General features: G+C 69.4%; 16 protein-coding genes. 8 read left to right on the forward strand and 8 right to left on the reverse strand.

Translation table 11 applies throughout. The annotated features are described in order from the left end of the window. The first annotated feature begins 14 nt into the window (after positions 1-14). From JTE92_RS19755 to JTE92_RS19765, 3 genes are read left to right on the forward strand one after another with little or no spacing between them, the layout of a single operon-like run. Positions 15-827: a putative hydro-lyase gene (locus tag JTE92_RS19755; RefSeq protein ID WP_063239012.1), complete on the forward strand. Its 813-nt coding sequence runs from the start codon at positions 15-17 to the stop codon at positions 825-827. A gap of 38 nt (positions 828-865) precedes the next feature. Next, a complete protein-coding gene (gene pxpB / locus JTE92_RS19760; protein WP_063239011.1) occupies positions 866-2467 on the forward strand; it encodes a 5-oxoprolinase subunit PxpB in 1602 nt (533 codons plus the stop codon). 5 nt (positions 2468-2472) lie between these two features. Beyond that, a complete protein-coding gene (locus tag JTE92_RS19765; protein ID WP_063239010.1) occupies positions 2473-4203 on the forward strand; it encodes an acetyl/propionyl/methylcrotonyl-CoA carboxylase subunit alpha in 1731 nt (576 codons plus the stop codon). Between the two features lie 18 nt (positions 4204-4221). Here JTE92_RS19765 and JTE92_RS19770 read toward each other — a convergent pair whose 3' ends face one another. From JTE92_RS19770 to JTE92_RS19800, 7 genes are all read right to left on the reverse strand, one after another. Then, the gene (locus JTE92_RS19770; protein ID WP_063239009.1) at positions 4222-5721 is read right to left on the reverse strand and encodes a tripartite tricarboxylate transporter permease; all 1500 of its coding nucleotides are present in this window, start codon (positions 5719-5721) and stop codon (positions 4222-4224) included. A 21-nt stretch (positions 5722-5742) separates the two neighbouring features. Further along, positions 5743-6252 (reverse strand): tripartite tricarboxylate transporter TctB family protein, encoded by a 510-nt coding sequence (locus tag JTE92_RS19775; RefSeq protein ID WP_063239008.1) that lies wholly within the window; start codon positions 6250-6252, stop codon positions 5743-5745. 5 nt (positions 6253-6257) lie between these two features. Next, entirely contained in the window at positions 6258-7238 is a 981-nt protein-coding gene (locus tag JTE92_RS19780) for a Bug family tripartite tricarboxylate transporter substrate binding protein (protein ID WP_063239007.1), read from the reverse strand. Between the two features lie 89 nt (positions 7239-7327). Continuing rightward, positions 7328-8068, reverse strand: a complete 741-nt coding sequence (locus tag JTE92_RS19785; protein ID WP_063239006.1) for an ABC transporter substrate-binding protein — start codon at positions 8066-8068, stop codon at positions 7328-7330. Positions 8069-8147: 79 nt separating this feature from the next. Beyond that, the gene (acnA, locus tag JTE92_RS19790) at positions 8148-10772 is read right to left on the reverse strand and encodes an aconitate hydratase AcnA (protein ID WP_063239005.1); all 2625 of its coding nucleotides are present in this window, start codon (positions 10770-10772) and stop codon (positions 8148-8150) included. A 164-nt stretch (positions 10773-10936) separates the two neighbouring features. Beyond that, entirely contained in the window at positions 10937-12550 is a 1614-nt protein-coding gene (locus JTE92_RS19795) for an alkaline phosphatase D family protein (protein WP_063239004.1), read from the reverse strand. A 64-nt stretch (positions 12551-12614) separates the two neighbouring features. After that, on the reverse strand, positions 12615-13289 hold the full coding sequence (locus JTE92_RS19800; protein ID WP_232353264.1) for a TetR/AcrR family transcriptional regulator: 675 nt from the start codon (positions 13287-13289) through the stop codon (positions 12615-12617). Positions 13290-13535: 246 nt separating this feature from the next. Between JTE92_RS19800 and JTE92_RS19805 the strand changes: the two genes are divergently transcribed. From JTE92_RS19805 to JTE92_RS19820, 4 genes are all read left to right on the forward strand, one after another. Continuing rightward, positions 13536-13844, forward strand: coding sequence for a hypothetical protein (locus tag JTE92_RS19805; protein ID WP_063239002.1), 309 nt, complete (start codon positions 13536-13538; stop codon positions 13842-13844). A gap of 149 nt (positions 13845-13993) precedes the next feature. Continuing rightward, positions 13994-14791 carry a citryl-CoA lyase gene (locus JTE92_RS19810; RefSeq protein WP_063239001.1) on the forward strand — a complete coding sequence of 266 codons (798 nt, stop codon included), beginning with the start codon at positions 13994-13996 and terminating at the stop codon, positions 14789-14791. Continuing rightward, positions 14788-16446: a class I adenylate-forming enzyme family protein gene (locus JTE92_RS19815; RefSeq protein WP_063239000.1), complete on the forward strand. Its 1659-nt coding sequence runs from the start codon at positions 14788-14790 to the stop codon at positions 16444-16446. The genes JTE92_RS19810 and JTE92_RS19815 overlap by 4 nt, the downstream gene beginning before the upstream one ends. A gap of 22 nt (positions 16447-16468) precedes the next feature. Next, complete coding sequence (locus tag JTE92_RS19820; RefSeq protein WP_063238999.1) at positions 16469-17317, forward strand: dioxygenase family protein; 849 nt, start codon at positions 16469-16471, stop codon at positions 17315-17317. A gap of 12 nt (positions 17318-17329) precedes the next feature. On the opposite strand, the gene JTE92_RS19825 is transcribed toward JTE92_RS19820, so the two are convergent. Then, positions 17330-18184, reverse strand: a complete 855-nt coding sequence (locus JTE92_RS19825; RefSeq protein WP_063238998.1) for an IclR family transcriptional regulator domain-containing protein — start codon at positions 18182-18184, stop codon at positions 17330-17332. Between the two features lie 76 nt (positions 18185-18260). On the opposite strand from JTE92_RS19825, the gene JTE92_RS19830 reads away from it, so the two are divergent. Then, positions 18261-19148, forward strand: coding sequence for a LysR family transcriptional regulator (locus JTE92_RS19830; RefSeq protein ID WP_063238997.1), 888 nt, complete (start codon positions 18261-18263; stop codon positions 19146-19148). Positions 19149-19207 lie beyond the last annotated feature (59 nt).

Consider the following 19207-nt stretch of genomic DNA (forward strand, 5'->3'; position numbering starts at 1 on the left):
CACTGGAGAAACCCATGCAAGCATCCGCACTGGAACGCGCCCGCATCGCCGCGGTGAATGCCGCCCGCGAAGCGCGCGCGAGCTATCGCGCCGGCACCGTGCAGCCGACCGCGGGCATCGCGCCGGGCATGACGCAGGCCAACATGATCGCCTTGCCGCGCGACTGGGCCTGGGATTTCCTGCTGTACGCGCAGCGCAATCCCAAGGCCTGTCCCGTGCTCGACGTGATCGAGGCGGGCGCGCACCAGACCCAGCTGGCCGAAGGCGCGGACGTTCGCACCGACATCCCGCTGTACCGCGTCTGGCGCGACGGCAAGCTGGTGGAAGAGGTGGCCGATGCCACGCCGCTGTGGGCGGAGCATCCCGACCTGGTCACCTTCCTGATCGGCTGCAGCTTCACCTTCGAGACGCCGCTGCAGGAAGCCGGCATCGAGGTGCGCCATATCGCCGACGGCTCCAACGTGCCGATGTACCGCACCAGCCGCCAGTGCCGTCCCGCTGGCCGCCTGCATGGCGAGCTGGTGGTGTCGATGCGGCCGATTCCCGCGCACCGCGTTGCCGATGCGGTCTCCATCAGCGGGCGTTTTCCCTCGGTGCATGGTGCGCCGGTCCACGTGGGCGACCCGGCCGCACTGGGCATCGCCGATATCGCCAAGCCCGACTTCGGCGACGCCGTGCGCATCGAGCCGGGCGAGATCCCCGTGTTCTGGGCCTGCGGCGTGACGCCCCAGGCGGCCGTGATGGCGTCCGGCGTGCCATTCGCCGTGACCCACGCGCCGGGCCATATGTTCATCACCGACGTGCCGGACAGCACGTACCACGTCTGAGACCGCCGGGTCTTCTACTGAGCTATACGGAGCTAGTCTTGCGTTTCCTGCCCGTCACCTCGAATGCCCTGCTGGTAGAGCTGGCCGACCTCGACCAGACGCTGGCCCTGCTGGCCTCGCTGCAGCGCGACCCGCTGCCTGGCGTGGCCGAGCTGGTGCCCGCCGCGCGCACCATCCTCGTTCACTTCCGCCCGTCGGCGACCAGCGCCGCCGCGCTGGTACGGGCCATCGCCGCGCGCGACCTGTCGCAGCGCGTCGAGCGCAGCGACATCCTGGTCGAGATCCCGGTGCGCTATGACGGCGAGGACCTGGCCGAAGTCGCCGGGCTGCTGGGCATCACGCCGGAGGAAGTGGTGCGCCGCCACACCGGCAGCGAATACACCGTGGCCTTTACCGGCTTTGCCCCCGGGTTTGCCTATCTGAGCGGCGGCCATCCCAGCTTCGACGTGCCGCGCCGCAGTACGCCGCGCACGCGCATTCCCGCCGGCGCCGTCGGCCTGGCGGGCACCTTCAGCGGCGTGTATCCGCAGGCCAGTCCCGGCGGCTGGCAGATCCTCGGCGTGACGCCGGTGGCGATGTGGGACCTGGATCGCGATCAGCCCGCGCTGCTGCAGCCCGGCTATCGCGTGCGTTTTGTCGATATGGCGAGGCGCAATGGCGTGGCGCATCCGGCCGGCAGCGTTGCCGCGGCGCCGGCGCGCCAGCCCGAGCAGTCTGATGTTGCGCCTGCGGCCGCCGCGCTGAAGGTGAAGGGTACCGGCCTGCAGACCGTGTTCCAGGACCTGGGCCGGCACGGCCAGGCGGGGCAGGGCGTCTCGGCCTCGGGCGCGATGGATCAGGCGGCGCTCAAGGCCGCCAACCGGCTGGTGGGCAACCGCAGCGATGCCGCGGCGCTCGAGACCATCGGCGCGGGCCTGCAGCTGCAGAGCGTGGGCGAGAGCGTGCTGGCCGTCACCGGCGCCGACGCGCCGCTGACGGTGCGCACCGCCGATGGCCGCCAATGGGACGTCCCGAACCACCAGGCCGTGGCACTCGCCGATGGCGACACACTGGCCATCGGCCAGCCGCTGGCCGGCGCGCGCTGCTACGTGGCCGCGCGCGGCGGCTTTGCGGTGGCGCCGGTGCTGGGCAGCTGCGCCACCGACACGCTGGCCAGGGTCGGACCCGCGCCGCTGGCGGTGGGCGATGTGATCGGCCTGCGCCAGGCTCCGGCCGGCGCCATCGTGGGCGCACCAGAAATGCCTGCCGAGAACCTGCCCACGGTGGAGCAGGAAGTCGTGCTGGACGTGGTGCTTGGCCCCCGCACCGACTGGTTCACCACCGAATCCGTACAACGGTTGGCCGCGCAGCGCTGGCAGGTCACGCCGCAATCCAACCGCGTGGGCCTGCGCCTGGCCGGCGAGGTGCCGCTGGAACGTGCCATCGGCGGCGAGCTGCCCAGCGAAGGCACCGCGCTCGGGGCGCTGCAGGTGCCGCCGAGTGGCCAGCCCGTCCTGTTCCTGGCCGACCATCCACTGACCGGCGGCTATCCCGTGATCGGTGCGGTGGCGCCTTATCACCTCGACCGCGCCGGACAAATCCCGGTCGGTGCCTGGCTGCGCTTCCATCCCGTCGGCGCCTTCGAAGAACTGCAACCGTAATTGCCATGAAGAAAGTCCTGATTGCCAACCGTGGCGAGATCGCCGTTCGCATCATCCGCGCCTGCGCCGACTATGGCGTGGCCTCCGTCGCCGTCTATGCCAACGCCGATATCGACGCCATCCACGCGCGCCTGGCCGACGAAGCCTACGGCCTCGGCGGCGACCGCCCGGCGGACACCTACCTGAATATCCCCAAGCTGCTCGAGATCGCGCGGCGCAGCGGCGCCGACGCCGTGCACCCGGGCTACGGCTTCCTGTCGGAAAGCGAAGCCTTCGCCCGCGCGGTGATCGATGCCGGCCTGACCTGGATCGGCCCGTCGCCGGAAACCATCGCCCGGCTGGGCGACAAGGTGGAAGCCCGCAAGATCGCGCTGCAGGTGGGCGCGCCGCTGGTGGCCGGCACGCCCGATCCGGTGACCGACGCCAACGAAGTGCTGGCCTTTGCCGAGCGCCACGGCCTGCCCATCATCATCAAGGCAGCGTTCGGCGGCGGCGGCCGCGGCATGAAGATCGCCTGGCGCATGGATGAAGTCGAAGAGCTGTACGCGTCGGCCGTGCGCGAGGCGGTCACTGCCTTCGGCCGCGGCGAATGCTTCGTGGAGCAGTTCCTCGACAAGCCGCGCCATATCGAAGCCCAGGTGTTGGCCGACCAGCACGGCAACGTGGTGGTGCTCGGCACGCGCGACTGCTCGCTGCAGCGGCGCAACCAGAAGCTGGTGGAAGAGGCCCCGGCGCCGTTCCTGAGCGACGAACAGCGCGCCCGCATCCACGCCGCCGCGCGCGATATCTGCGCCGCCGCCGGCTACACCAGCGCCGGCACGGTCGAGTTCCTGCTCAGCACCGGCGGCGCGATCTCGTTCCTGGAGGTCAACACCCGCCTGCAGGTCGAGCACCCCGTGACCGAGCAGACCACCGGCGTCGACCTGGTGGTCGAGCAGCTGCGCGTGGCCGACGGCCTGCCGCTGTCGATCACCGAAACGCCGGCGCCGCTGGGCCATTCGATCGAGTTCCGCATCAACGCCGAAGACGTCGGCCGCGGCTTCCTGCCCACGCCCGGCCCGGTGCAGCGTTTCGAGGCGCCGTCGGGGCCGGGCGTGCGCGTCGATTCGGGCGTGCAGACCGGTTCGGTGGTGCCCGGCACCTTCGACTCGCTGATGGCCAAGCTGATCGTGACCGGCGCCACGCGCGAGCAGGCGCTGGCGCGTGCGCGCCGCGCGCTGCGCGAGTTCCGCATCGAGGGCGTGGCCTCGGTGCTGCCGTTCCATCGCGCCGTGATCGACCATGCCGATTTCCTTGGCGCCGACGGCTTCAAGGTCCATACGCGCTGGATCGAATCCGACTTCACCGAGCCGCTGGCCGCCGCCGTGCGCGCCGAGCCGCAGCCGGATGGCAGCCTGCTGCGCACAGCGATCGAGATCGACGGCCGCCGCATGGTGCTGGGCCTGCCGGCGCAGCTGCTGCGCGGCCTGGCCGACGCGCCGGTGCAGGGCGGTGCGCCCGCCACCGCGCCGGCTGCCACCACCAATGCCGCCGACCTGCCTTCGCCGATCGCCGGCACGGTGCAGGCCTGGAAAGTCAACGCGGGCGACGAGGTCAAGGAGGGCGACCTGATCGCCGTGATGGAAGCGATGAAGATGGAGATGCAGGTCCACGCCCATCGCAGCGGCCGCGTCACGTGGCAGGCTGAAACGGGCGTGTTCCTGGCCGCGGGCGCGCGGCTGGCCAGCGTGGAGTGAGTGCGGAAGGGCGCCGGCCTATTCGTCGGCGCCGCCCATCTTGCGCAGGCCCTTGAACACAAAAGGTGCGACCAGCGCCGCGGCGGCCAATACCAGCAGCGCTGCCGAGCCGGGGTGCGACACGAACACAAGCGGGTCGCCCAAGCTCATCTGCATCGCGCGGCGGAACTGGCTTTCGGCCATCGGCCCCAGGATCAGCCCGACGATCATCGGCGCGACCGGGTAGTCGTGGCAGCGCATGGCAAAGCCGACCAGCCCGAACACGACCAGCATGGCCAGCTCGACGATGGAGGGGTTGGCCGCCAGCGTGCCCATCGCCGCGAACACCAGGATGCCGGCGTACAGCCACGGCTGCGGCAGCTTGAGCAGGCGCACCCAGATGCCGATCAGCGGCAGGTTCAGCACCAGCAGCATTACGTTGCCGATAAACAGGCTGGCTACCAGCCCCCACACCAGGTCGGGCTTGTCGGCGAACAGCAGCGGTCCCGGTACCAGCCCGTACTGCTGGAAGCCGGCCAGCATCATCGCGGCGGTGGCGGAGGTGGGCAGGCCCAGCGTCAGCAGCGGCACCAGCGTGCCGGTGGCGGCGGCGTTGTTGGCCGCCTCGGGGCCTGCCACGCCTTCGATCGCGCCGCGGCCGAACTCGTCCTGGTGGTCGGTCAGCTTGCGCTCGACGGTGTAAGACAGCAGCGTCGGCACCTCGGCGCCTCCGGCCGGCAGCGCGCCGATCGGGAAGCCCAGCGCGGTGCCGCGCAGCCACGCCTTCCACGAGCGCTTCCAGTCCGTGGCGGTCATGCGCAGGCCGCCTTTGACGGCTTCGATGGTGTCGTGCACGCCCGTGAACTTCGCCGCGGAAAAGAACGTCTCGCCCATCGCGAACAGGCCCACCGCCAGCGTGGTGACCTGGATGCCGTCGAGCATCTCCGGCACGCCAAAGGTCAGCCGCGCCTGCCCGGTCAGCTTGTCGATGCCGATCAGCCCAAGGCCGATGCCGAGCGCCAGGCTGGTCAGCCCGCGCAGCGTGGAATCGCCGAAGGTGGCCGACACCGTGACAAAGGCGAGCACCATCAGCGCAAAGTAATCCCACGGCCCGAACTGCACCGCCAGGTCGACCAGCACCGGCGCCAGCAGCGCCAGGCCCACGGTGGCCAGCGTGCCGGCCACGAAGGAGCCGATTGCCGCGGTTGCCAGTGCCTGCCCGGCACGGCCGGCGCGGGCCATGCGGTGGCCTTCGATCGCGGTCGCGATCGAGGCCGCTTCGCCCGGCGTGTTGATCAGGATCGCCGTGGTCGAACTGCCGTACATGCCACCGAAGTAGATCCCGGCGAACATGATCAGCGAGCCGGTCGGGTCGAGCTTGAACGTGACTGGCAGCAGCAGCGCCACGGTCAGCGACGGGCTGATGCCCGGCAGGATCCCGACCAGCGTGCCGAGCAGCACGCCGATGCCGGCAAAGAGCAGGTTGCCCGGCTGCGCCGCGACGGCGAGGCCCTGGGCCAGGTAGGTAAAGACATCCATGTAAAACTCCTTCTTTGCCGCTTAACCGAATACCAGGCGTTCCAGCGGCCCGGCTGGCAGCGCCAGCGACAGGGCCTTGGCAAAGAACGCGTACACCAGCAGGTTCAGCACCACGCCGATCGCGGCCGAGCGCAACACGCGGCGCTCGCCGAAGCCGAGCGCGGTGGCGATGAACAGCAGCGTGGCGCCGGCGATAAAGCCGAGCTGCAGCTGCAGCACCGCCATCAGCGCCAGCAGCCCGGCCAGCACGCAGCCGACCGCCTTCCAGTTCATCGTCTCGTGCGCAGTGGCTTCCGTTGTGCCGCCGCGTCGCGCCGCGGTGACCAGGTGCGCGGCGCCGAGCACGCCGAGCAGCCCGGCCACGAACCGCATGCCAACGGCGGGGCCGATGCCCGCGGCGGGTGCCGGCGGCAGCTGGCTGGCATCGGCAAACACCACCAGCGCCAGCAGCAACAGCCCGGCGCCAACGATGGCCTTGGGTTTATCGAAGCGCGCCGCGGCGCCAGCGCTGGGTTGGGCTTGTGTGGTCATCGCTTTCATTTCGCCAGGCCGATCGATGCCAGGATGTCGCGCACGCGCGCCTGTTCAGACTTCAGGTAGGCGCCGAACTTGTCGGCAGGCAGGTAGGCATCGTCCCAGCCGCGGGCCTTGAGGATCTTCTGCCATTCCGGCGACTTGACCGCCTTGTCGACCGCCGCGGCCAGCGCCGCGGCCTGCTGCGGCGACACGTTCGGCGGCGCCACGATGCCGCGCCAGTTCAGCAGCTCGACATCCATGCCTTGCTCCTTCAGCGTGGGCACGGCGATGCCGGGCATGCGCTGCGCCGAGGAGACCGCCAGCGCGCGCAGCTTGCCGGTCTTGATCTGGCTCTCGAACTCGTTGTAGCCCGAGATGCCCGCGGTGACGCGGCCGCCCAGCATTTCGGCCAGCGCCTCGCCGCCGCCGGAGAACGGCACGTAGTTCAGCCGTGCGGTATTGCCGCCCGCGGCCTTGACCACCAGCGCCGCCAGCATGTGGTCGGCACCGCCGGCGGAACCGCCCGCCCACACCACCTTGCCGGCATCGGCCTTGATCGCCGCGGACAGGTCCTGGATGGTCTTGTGCGGCGAATTGGCCGGCACCACCACGACCAGCGCATCGGCGGTCAGGCGCGCGATCGGCGTGACCTTGTCGAGGCTGACCGGTGCCTTGTTGGTGACCACCGCGCCGAGCATGGTGATGCCCATGGTCATCAGCTGGTTGCCGTCGCCCTTGGCGTTGTTGACGAACTGCGCCAGGCCCACGGTACCGCCGGCGCCGGGGATGTTGTTGACCTGCACGCTCCTTGCCGCGCCGCTGGCGACCATGGCCTGCTGCAGCGAGCGCGAAGCGCCGTCCCAGCCGCCGCCGGGTGCGGCAGGGGCGGTGATCTTCAGTTCAAGGGGCGTGGCCTGTGCGTGGGCGTGGTGCAGCGGCACGCTGGCGCCGAGCAGCGCCAGTGCGGTGGTGGCGGCGAGCCGGTTCAGTCTGGCAAGCATGGTGTCTCCTGTTGTCATGCGCTGGCGGCCTGCGCGGTGATTGCGATGGCGCGGGCGCAGGCGGGGGTTGAACGTAGGGATTGTGGAAATCAGGCGGCAGCCCCGGCGGGCGCGACCGACGCGCCAGCGATCTGGTGCCGTGCCAGCGACTGCGCGACCAGGCCGCCCGCCTTCATCTCCTCGACAAAGGCATGCAGGTACGCGGCGGCGGCGCTGCCGCGGCTTTGGGGCAGGCCCATGGCCTGGCGGATGACCATGAAGCGCTCGTCCAGCAAGCGCAGGCCGGGGTGCTTCGCGGCGTCCGCTTCCAGTTGCTGGCGCACGCCGGCGGCCACTTCCAGCCCTTGCTCCAGGAAGGTCCGGACGACCGTGGGCGAAGTCGGCGCGCGCACGATCTGCGCCGCTTTCAGTTCGCGCGTCAGGAACAGGTCATAGGCGCTGCCCTGGCCGACCGCGACGCGGTTGCCGGCGACGTCGACCTCGGTATTGGCGCGGAGCGGCGAATCGTCGCGCACCAGGTACCAGCCTTCGATCAGCACATAGGGCGCGGTGAAATGGATGGTCGCGGCACGCTTCGGATCGATGGCGAAGAAGCCGACGTCGGCCTCCTCGCTGGAAACCACTTCGACCGACTTGCGGGCGGCGTCGACCACCACCAGCTGCAGCGGCAGGTCCAGGCGTTGTGCCAGCGCATTGGCCAGGTCGACGGACACACCGAAAGGCTGGCCGTCCTTGCCCCGGTTGGCGAGGATCGGGTTGCCGAGGTTGATCGAGGCACGCAGCACGCCGGTGGGGGCGAAGGCTGCAATCAGTTCCGGGTCAGGGCGCATGGTGAAGTCAGGGCTTGGGGCTGGCCCGGCAAGAGCCGGGCCGCAAGTTGGAGATGGCGACTGCTGCGGGACAGGCGTATCAGCCGGCCGGCTGCGACAGCGTCTTGTGCAGGATCAGCGGGATGACACCGCCACGCCGCAGCAACTCGACTTCGAGCTGCGTTTCCACGGCGGCCGTGGCGTCGATCGCATCGACGGCACCGCCGGCGCGCACGATGCGGATTGGGATGCGGCAGCGCGGCGCGATGGCATCCGCGGGTGCCTCCACGTGGATCTTGTCTCCTGGCCTGATGCCGAGGGTGTGCGGGCCGGCGCCGCGCGGCAGCCGGACCGGCAGGATGCCCATGCCGATCAGGTTGGAGCGGTGGATGCGCTCGAAGCTCGGCGCGATCACCGCGCGGATGCCGAGCAGCCGCTGGCCCTTGGCCGCCCAGTCGCGCGACGAGCCGGTGCCATAGCGTTCGCCGGCAATCAGCACGACCGGATCGCCGGCTGCACGGTAGCGCTCGGCGACTTCGAAGATCGGTTGGACTTCGTTGCTGGGCACGTGCAGCGTGTGGCCCACCGGGGCGGCGGGATGCAGCAGGTTGCCCAGCGTCTTGTTGTAGAACGCGGCGCGCATCATCACTTCCCAGTTGCCGCGGCGCGAGGCGAACACGTTCAGGTCGTTGCGGTCCTCGCCGCGCGCGACCAGGAAGTCGGCAATGAAGCTGTCCTTCGGGATCGCGCTGGCCGGCGAGATATGGTCGGTGGTGATGTCGTCGCCCAGCACCAGCAGCGGGTAGGCCGTATAGCTGCCCAGCTGGCTACCCTGGTCGGCGGAAGCAAACGGCGGGCGGCGCAGCGCGGTCGAGGCCGGGTTCCACGGGTAGCGCGGTGTATCGGCCGAGGGCAGGGCATGCCACAGCGGATTGGCGGCGGCGGCGCGGAAGGCCTCGCGGTAATCGGCGGGCGCGGTGCCGCGCGCCACCAGTGCATCGATTTCCTCACGCGTGGGCCACAGGTCTTTCAGGTAAACCTGCGTGCCGTCCGCGGCGGTCTGCACCGGGTCGCGGCTCAGGTCGGCCTCGGCATTGCCCGCCAGCGCGAACGCCACCACCAGCGGCGGTGACATGATGAAGCCCAGGCTCAGGTCCGGGTGGACGCGTCCCGGGAAATTGCGGTTGCCCGACAGGATTGCCACCGGTTGCGCGCTGCCGTCGGCGATGGCTTCGGCGATCGGCGGGGTCAGCGGGCCGGGATTGCCGATGCAGGTAGTGCAGCCGTAGCCGACGATATCGAAACCGACCGCGGCGAGGTCGTCGATCAGCCCCGCGCGCTTCAGGTAGCGCGCTGCCGCCGGCGATCCCGGCGCCAGCGAGGTCTTGATCCACGCCGGCACGCGCAGGCCGAACGCGCGCGCCTTGCGCGCGACCAGCGCGGCAGCGACCAGCAGCGCCGGGTCGGTGGTATTGGTGCAGCTGGTGATCGCGGCCAGCGCGACCGGATGCCTGGGCATGACGGGATGCGCATGCGACGGCGTGAAGCCGAACCTTTCCAGCGCGCGCGCCGTGTCGGCATAGCCGAGCAGGTCCTGCGGACGGCGCGGGCCGGCCACGTGCATGCCCACGGTATCGAGATCCAGTTCCAGCACGGTGGTGTAGCGCGGCTGCGCGGCACCGTCGAACCACAGGCCGACGCGGCGTGTATACGCCTCGACCAGCGCGATCGCGGCCTCGTCGCGGCCGGTGCTGCGCAGGTATTGCAGGGTCTTTTCATCCACCGGGAAAAAGCCGGTGGTAGCGCCATACTCGGGCGCCATGTTGGCGACCACGGCACGGTCGCCGGCCGACAGCGTCGACACGCCCGGCCCGAAAAATTCAACGAATTCGCCGGAAACGCCGAGATCGCGCAACCGCCTGGTTACCGTCAGCGCGAGGTCCGTCGCCAGCACGCCCGCGCGCAGCGCGCCGCCCAGCCGCACGCCGATCACATCGGGGATGCGCTGCATCACCGGCATGCCGAACATCACCGTCTGCGCCTCCAGCCCGCCCACGCCCCAGCCCAGCACGCCGATGCCGTTGACCATGGGCGTATGGCTGTCGGTGCCGATCATCATGTCGGGAACGGCCCAGGCTTCGCCGCCACGCTGCTCGCAAGTGACCACGGTGGCGAACTGCTCGAGGTTGATGGTGTGCATGATGCCGGTGCCCGGCGGATGGATGCGCACGCCGTGCAGCGCCTTGGAGGCCCAGCGCAGGAAGCCGTAGCGCTCGGCATTGCGGCGCGTCTCGGTTTCGAGGTTGAGCGGCACGGCGTCGGCGCGGGCGTAGTACTCGACCGCCAGCGAGTGGTCCACCGACGAATCCACCGGCAGCACCGGATTGAGCAGGCCGGGGTCGCGGCCGGCCTCGGCCACGGCATCGCGCATCGCGGCCACGTCGACCAGCGCGGGCGTGCTGGTGGTGTCGTGCATCAGCACGCGGCCGGGCTGGTAGGCGATCTCGGCTTCGCTGGTGCCGTGCTCCAGCCAGGCCAGGATGCCGGCGACCGCATCGTCGCGCTCGACGCCTTCGGCATTGCGGACGACGTTCTCCAGCAGCAGGCGGAGAACGACGGGCAGGCGCCAGAGCTTGTCGCCGGCGACGGCAGGCAGATCGACGATGCGATAAGTGGCGTTATCGACGCTCAGCGCCGCAGTTGGGGCGGGACAGGTGTTTTCCATTCGTGCATTTTTGCATGTTTATGCGTAAAAATGCAATAAAGTGGAAGCCCCAACGATAGCCGGATGCAATTCCCGGAAGTCCCCGGATCCGTGCCCCGGGGCCAAACTCTTGGTGCGCCTTAATCAGCAGGTTCGTGCCACCGCAGTGTGCAAAGGGCGCCGGCCTAGCCAGCCGCGGCCCGCTGGACGCCCGGCCTCTGGTCCTCCACCACAAACGCCGCCTGCGTGCCGACCGGGCTGTCCGCGCGAGTCACGTCTTCCACGGCGCGCAGCGTGGTGGCCCAGCGTGCGGGCGTGGCCTCGACCACGGTGTAGCCGCGCTGGTCCGGCCGCGCATGCACGATATGCGGATTCCGGGCCACGATACTGGCAGCACTCTGCATGCTGCTGCCCGAGGCCGAGGCGATGGAGGTCGTGCAGAACTCGCTGGCGATCACGCGGGATGAAGGATCGCTGAAGTCCGCCAGCACATTGCAAGCGTAGTGCTGGTGGATATCGCCGCCGATGAACACGGTATTGCGCGGCGCCGCGGCCGCGATGCTGTCCAGCAGGCGCTGGCGCGCGGCGGGATAGCCGTCCCAGGTGTCGCTGTGGAAGGCTTCTTCCGGCGGCGCCTTGTAGTTGCGCCGCGAGAAGATGGTCTGCTGCGCGATCGCGCTCCAGCGCGTCTGGTCGCGCCGGTCCTGACCCAGCCCCTGTGCCAGCCATTGTTCCTGCGCGCTGCCCAGCATGGTGCGGCGCGGGTCGTAGAGTGCGCTGCATGCGCCGGGGGACACGGAGCCCTTGCGGGGCTGGCCGGGTTCGCGGCAGGGCTGGATATCGCGATACTGGCGGTCGTCCAGCACATGGAAATCGACCAGCCGGCCCCAGCGGTGGCGTGTCCGGATGCTCAGCGCATCCGGCGTGCCAAGGCCCGCGGTGCCGTGCACCAGCGTGCTCGCGCGGATCGGCATGTTCTCGTAGAACGCCTGGTAGCCGGCCGTGCGCCGGGCGAGAAAGGCTGCCGCGGGCTCGCTGCCCGCGCGTCCCGCGTAGTCGTTCTGGACTTCATGGTCGTCCCAGGTGACCAGCCACGGGCACGCGGCATGCATGGCCTGCAGCAGCGGGTCGCTCTTGTACAGCGCGTAGCGGTCGCGGAAGTCCTGCAGGCTGGCCGCGGTGGGCAGGCTGTGCGTGCGCGGCAGGTGCGCCCGCGCCTGGGCGGGCACCGCGGTCTCGTAGATGTAGTCACCCAGGAACACCACCAGGTCCAGGTCTTCCTGCCGCATCTGCCGGTACGCGGCGTAGTGGCCTTGTTCCCAGCGCTGGCAGGAGGCAAAGGCAAAGCGCACGCGCGGGGCCAGCGTGTCGGCCGCCGGCGCGGTGCGGGTGCGGGCAGGGGCGGTGACTGCGTCGCCGTGCATGAACCGGTAGAAGTACCAGCGATCGGGGCGCAGCCCGTCGACTTCCACATGAACGGAATGGCCCAGTTCGGGCAGCGCCTGCGCATGGCCGCGGCGAACGATGCGGCGGAATGCCTCATCCTCGGCGACTTCCCACTGGACAGTCAACGGTCCCGGCAACGGCGTGGTGCCATCGGCATCGGCCTGCGCTGTGCCCGGGATGGCGCCCTCGAGCAGGCGCGTCCACAGCACGAATCCGTCCGGCGTCGGGGCACCGCTTGCCACGCCCAGCGCGAACAGGTCGCGCTGGCGCAGCGTGGCGGAGATGGCCCAGCGGGGCAATTGTGTGGCAAGTGCGGCAGAGGCTGCCAGCGTGAGGAAAGTTCTTCGTTGCATGCCGGCTCCGGACAGTCGGGAGGAATGGAAATCGCCTCGCACCTTCTCCAGTTGCGGGATCGGGCTATTGCTTGCGGGGCCCTGCCGATGGCTGGCCGGCATCAACGGCCGGCACGATCACCGCGATCGCGTCGCGGACCAGCGCATCGATCTCCGCCTCGGCCGGACGCATGCCGGTGGCCAGCGTACGGTGCAGCACGCTGGCCAGCACCATGCCATGGAATAGCCGGGCGCTGACCTCGGGGCTTGCGGAGAGCCGTGTGCCTCTCGCCTGCTGGCTGCCAAGGAAGGCCGCAACATAAGCGCAGGTCGCCGCCGGGCCGCGTGTATACCAGGCGTTCCCCAACGCGGGGAAGCGCCGCGATTCCGCGAAGATCAGCCGCAGGAACGCCAGGTGGCGTTCGTCCAGCAACGACTGCAGGAAGCTGTGCGCGATCTTGTCGAGTCCCTGTGCCGCATCGCAGCGCGACACATCCACGCCCTTTTCGGTCTTTTCCAGGAAGCGGTCGCACAGCCGCTCCACCACCGCCACGAACAAGCCGTCCTTGCCGCCGAAGTAGCTGTAGACGTTGGTCTTGGAGCCCCCGCATGCCTTGACGATGTCGTCCAGACTGACGCCGTCGTAGCCGTGCTCGAGAAACATGTCGGCGGCGGTGCTCAGGATCAGGGCGCGCTTCTCTTCGCCGCGGCGCGTCATGCGCTGGGGCGGGCGGTGAGGAGGGGTGTCGGTAACGCTCACGGGTGATGCCATCGGGTAGCCAGGAGTGACAAGGGACGGGCGCTGGCGCCCCGCGCAGTCTACCAAAAGCTTGTGCGACCCAAGTGGCCGCCAACGTTTCGCCCTTTTCTTCAAAAAATTTGAGCAAGACGTTCTGCTTTATGTGGTACCGTACGGTACGGTTTAATTATATTTGGATCGTGAGCGGCGCGGGGCGGGTGCCCCGGCCGACACAAGGTTCTTCTTGGAATTGGAAAGGAGCAAGTGATGAAAAAGGCATCGATTGGCGCAATCCTCATGGTGGTGATGGCGGCCGGGGCGCAAGCTGCCGTGCGCACCCCGGACGTGTACACAAACGGGGGGCATGTCGCCGAGGCCCTGCAGCGTTCGCAATCCGGCCGCCTGGCCGACGAGCAGTTCCGCCGGATTGCCGTGCGCAAGGCGGATCCGTTCACCGATGGCGCGCTGCGGCAGGTAGACCTGTTCACCGATGGCGCCCTGCGGCAGGTGGATCTGTTCACCGATGGCGCACTCGCCAGTGTTGGCCGCGCCGACCCGTTCACGGCTGGCGCCTGAACGGCAAGCCGGTCCTGCGCGACGTGCAGTGCCGGCCGCACGTGACGAGGGCGGGTGCGGGTTTACCGTTCTTGCGGGCGCTTGCACCCCCACCTAAAATAATTCGCATATCGCATTAGATTGCGCATAGCGCAAAAAATGGAGACAACGTGACGGACGCGAAACACCCCCGGGCAGCCGGGCAGACCAGCATCGCGCATGTGGATATCCACGGCGTGTCGGTGCATGGCAAAGACCTGAGCGAGGCCTTGATCGGCAAGACCGGCTTCACCGCCTACTTCCTGTTCCTGCTGACCGGCCGCGAGCCCGACGCAAAGCTGGTGGCGATCACCGATGCCTGCCTCGTGGCGATCGCGGAGCATGGCCTGGTTCCCTCGGTGCAGGCAGCCCGCATGACGCTGGCCGCCGCGCCGGACGCGTTGCAAGGCGCCGTGGCGGCTGGCGTGCTGGGTTGCGGCTCGGTGATCCTGGGCGCATCGGAAACCGCGGGCCAGCTGCTGGCGGAAGTGCTCGCTGGGCGGGAACACGGCACGCTGGCCGAGAGCGCGAACTCCGTGGTCCGGGCCGTGCGGCAGGCGCGCAAGCCGCTGCCCGGCTTTGGCCATCCGACGCACAAGCTGGGGGATCCGCGCGCGCACCGGTTGCTGGCCATCGCGCGGGAGCTGGGCGTCGCCGGCGACCACGTGGCCGCGCTGGAAGCGGTAGCCGCCGCGGTGCCCGAGCACTACAGCAAGCCCCTGCCGCTGAACGTTTCGGGCGCAATCCCCGCCGTGCTGCTCGATGCTGGCTATCCCGCCACCGCGCTCAAGGGGGTGCCGCTGCTGGCGCGCGTGGCGAGCCTGATCGCCCACCTGCAGGAGGAACGCCGCCAGCCGATTGGCTTCATCCTGGCCGATGCCGCCGAACAGGCCATCGCCTACAGCGCCGCGCCGGCGCAAGCATCATGAACGCCCCCGCCAACCATATCGGCACGATGGCGCCGCTCGACGTGCTCAGGCAGTACCCGGCGCATGACTTCACGCTGACCGGCTTCCTGGCGGCCCGCGTGGCGGCGCATCCGGACAAGCCGGCATTGCTCTTCGACGGCGAGACCTGGAGCTATCGCGAGCTCGAGGCGCGGATCGCGCAAGCCGCGCAATGGCTGGCACAGGCCATGCACGTGCGCCGCGGCGACCGCGTCGGCGTGCTGTCCCCGAACCATCCGTCCACGGTCGTGCTGATGTTTGCGCTGGCGCGCATCGGCGCGACCATGGTGCCGGCCAACCCGGAATACCGCCTGGACGAGGCGCTGTACGTGTTCCAGCATGCGCAGGTCTGCGGGCTGGTGTGTGCGCCGGCTACGCTGGAAACCGGTGCGGCCATCGCCCGGGCGCTGGGCGGTGGGGTCTGGCTGCGCGCCAACGAACCTGGCGACCACGGCGTGCCGACGCTGGAGCAGTCGATGGCGGCCGCGACCGGCGAAGCTGCCGGCGAATATGGGGCCGAACCTGCCGACGATGGCGGCGACCGGGATACCGCACTGATCATCTACACGTCCGGCACCACGGGCTTCCCCAAGGGTGCGATGCACAGCCATCGCGGCTACGTGCTGACCGCCGAAGCCTTCGTCGGCCGGCTGCAACTGCAGCCCGACGAGCGCGTGATGTGCGTGATGCCGCTGTTCCATATCAATGCGCTGATGTATTCGGTGGGCGGGGCCCTGGCGTGCGGCGGCTGCCTGGTGCTGGTGCGCAGGTTCTCGGCGTCGTCGTTCTGGCGTTTCGCCGCCGAGACCGGTGCCACGGAGGTGAACCTGGTGGCGGCGGCCGGCAGCATCCTGGCCCGGCGCCCGCGTGCCGAGTTCGTGCCTGGCCACCGCATCACCAAGATGTTCATCGCGCCCCAGACCCAGGAAATGGTGCGTGTGATGAAGCAGGAGTTCCACGTGCCGCGGCTGATCGAATGCTATGGCATGACGGAAATCCCGGGCGTGATCGCCAACCCGTTCGACGGCCCGCACAAGCTTGGCACCATGGGCCTGATCTCGCCCCATCCTGATCCGGCGGTGCCGGTGCCGCAGGCCCGCATCGTCGACGACGAAGGCAGCGACGTGGCCCCCGGCGGCGAGGGCGAACTGCTGATCCGCACGCCTACGCTGATGCAAGGCTACTACCGTGACCCGGCCCAGACCGAGGCGGCGTTCCGCGACGGCTGGTTCGCCACCGGCGACCTGGTGCGCCAGGACGTGGACGGCTACTACGTCTTTGTCGCGCGCAAGAAGGATGTGATCCGGCGCAAGGGCGAAAACGTGTCGGGCGCCGAGCTCGACCGCATCTTCGGCGAACACCCGGCGGTGGAAGAAGCGGCGGCCATCGGCGTGCCCGCGGACCTTGGCGAGGAAGAAATCCTGCTGGCGGTGCAGTTCCGCCCGGGCCAGTCGGCCGATGCGGCCGAGCTACTCGCCTGGGCGCGCGGCCGCCTGGCCGTGCACAAGCTGCCGCGCTATATCGCCACCGTTGACGCTATCCCGCACACACCGACGCACAAGCCCGCCAAGCACAAGCTGAAGGCTGACCGGACCTTGCTGGCGCGCGCGGTCGACCTGTCGGCCGCCAGCCAATAAGCCAGAACAAAAGGAGACAACCATGAGCACCCAGGACAACTACACCCTCCAGCGCGCGCTGGACGCCATGTGCGCCGGCGCACCCGGCTCCGACGAGACCCTGCAGGCGCAATTCGGCGTGGCGCTGCGGCATTTCCACGCCATGCTGGACGAGCTGCAGCTGACCGATGCCCAGCTCTATCGCATTGCCGCCTGGCTGGGCCGGGTGTCCGCGCAGGATGAGCTGATCATGCTGTGCGACATGATGGGCCTGACCATGCGCGCGCTCGACCTGGCCCGCACCGACGACCAGGCCACGCCGCAGAACGTGACCGGCCCGTTCCCCAAGGACCAGGTGGCCGAAGGCAGCAATCCCTGCCATCTGGCGACGGCAGAGGAACCGGGGCAGCGGCTCGAAGTGCGCGGCCGCGTGCGGGATGCGCGCACGGGCCAGCCGGTGCCGGGCGCAATGCTGGTCGTGTGGCAGCCGAACCAGTTCGGCCGCTACGAGAACGAAGATGACTCCCAGTCCGAAGACAACCTGCGCGGCAAGCTGCGCTGCGATGCGGAGGGCGGTTTCCAGATCTTCACGGTGCGTCCGGGCGGCTACATCATCGGGCGCGAGGACACTGAGGTGGGCGTGCTGATGCGGCGCCTGGGCCGCAACCGCCAGCGCGCGCCGCATATCCACTACCGCGTGGTGCAGCCGGGATACCGCACGCTGACCTCGCAGATCTATTTCAAGGGCGACCCCGCCAACCCGGTCGACTGCATCTTCTCGACCATCGATGACCACATCGTCGAGGTGGGGCCCCATCCGCAGCGTGACGGCTACCAGCTGCTGACGCTGGACGTGGTGATCGAGCCCGAGGCGGAGCCGGTGACGGCCTGAGCCCTGCGTCGCTCAGGAGGCCGCCAGGATCGAATGCGCCAGCGTGGGCGCCCGCCGGATGGCAGCTTCGATCATCGCGGCCGCCTCGCGCAGTGCCGGCAGCCGTGTGGCGACCAGTTCTTCGGGGCTGGTGCGCTCGGTCTCGGTGGAGCAGTTGATGGCGGCGATCACGCGCTGCTGGGGGTCGCGCACGGGCACGGCGATCGACAGGACGTTGAGCTCGAGCTGGCCGTACTGGACCGCATAGCCCTGTTCAAGCGTGCGTGCCAGCGCGGCGCGCAGCGCATCCGCATCGCTGAGCGTCATCGGCGTGAATTTCTGGAACGGCGCCTTGTCCAGGACCTTGTTCTGCAGGGCCTTGGGCGCATGCGCCAGCAAGGCGAGGCCGAGCGAGGTGCAATGCACCGGCAGCCGGTAGCCGACCGAGGCGCGGAACGCGATGCGCCGCTGGCTGGGCACATGCGCCAGGTAGACCACGCTGTCGCCGTCGAGGATGGCGAGCGAGACCGAATCGCGGAAGCGCTCGGCCACTTCCTGCAGGAAGGGCTGGACGATGTCGCGCAGGTTCATCGAGCTGAGGAAGGCGGCGCCCAGCGACAGCACCTTGGGCAGCAGCACGAAGCGCCGCCCGTTGGCGCCGATGTAGCCCAGCGCCTGCAGCGTCAGCAACGCACGGCGCGCGGTGGCAGGCGTCATGCCGGTGGCCTGGGCGACTTCGCTCAGCGTCATTTCCGGCGTGGCGTCGGTGAACGCCTGGATCACCGCCAGTCCGCGCGCCAGCGCCGCGACGTAGTCGCGGTGGCCTTCTTCGAGCTTGGGCGGGGTGTCCTGGTCGACAGGGGCGGTGGGTTTGGCAGCGGAGGTCATGCACGCATTCTATCCGCAACGCCCAGGCTGGAACAAAAGGGGCGCGTCGTGGCCGGCGCCCGGGAGACATAGCAACATGAGACTCGATCCTACCTCGCTGCGGCTCTTTGTCTGCGTGGCGGAAGAGGGTTCCATCGCGGCCGCCGCCGAGCGTGCGCACCTGGCCGCCGCCGCGGTCAGCAAGCGCATCAGCGAGCTGGAGCACGGCCTCGGCACGGCCCTGCTCCGGCGCAGCAACAAGGGCGTGGAGCCGACTACGGCCGGCATCGAGCTGGTGCACCTGGCGCGCGGCGTGCTGCACGACCTCGACGACATCGTGATGCGCATGCGCGACTTCGGCGGTGGCCTGCGCGGCCAGGTCAGGGTGGTCGCCAACATCTCCGCCATCACGCAGTTCCTGCCGGCGCAGCTCAAGTCGTTCCTGGCGGACTATCCGCGTGTCGACGTGCACCTCGATGAGCGCGTTTCCACTGCCATCGTGCGCGCCGTGGCCGAGAACGCCGCGGACATCGGCATCTTCACCGCGTGCGCCGTGGACGCCGAACTGGAGACCTTTCCCTACCGGTGCGACGAACTGGTGGTGGTGGTGCCCGGCGGCCACCCGCTGGCGGCGCGGCAGTCGGTGTCGATCCGCGAGGCGCTCGACTTCGACCTGATCAGCCTGCAGGCCGGCAGCCAGATCCATCTGCAACTGGTGAAGGCGGCCAGCGAGGCCGGCCGCGTGTTCAAGCCGCGCATCCATGTGCCGGGCTATGACGCACTGTGCCTGATGGTGCAGGCGGGGCTGGGGCTGGGCATCCTGCCCAGGTCCAGCGCGGCGCCTTACCAGGACACCCTTGGCATCCGGCCCGTCAGGCTGGACGAGCCCTGGGCCGCGCGGCAACTGGTGATCGGCGTGCGCGCCTATGACAGCCTTTCTGCGGTGGCGAGGCTGCTGGTCGAGCGCTTGCGCGAGGACGCGTAGCACAGACGCGCCTGCCATCGCGCTACGCGATGGCAGGCTCGCCAATCACTGCTTTACCA

The sequence above is a fragment of the Cupriavidus oxalaticus genome (assembly GCF_016894385.1).
Taxonomy (GTDB): Bacteria; Pseudomonadota; Gammaproteobacteria; order Burkholderiales; family Burkholderiaceae; genus Cupriavidus; species Cupriavidus oxalaticus.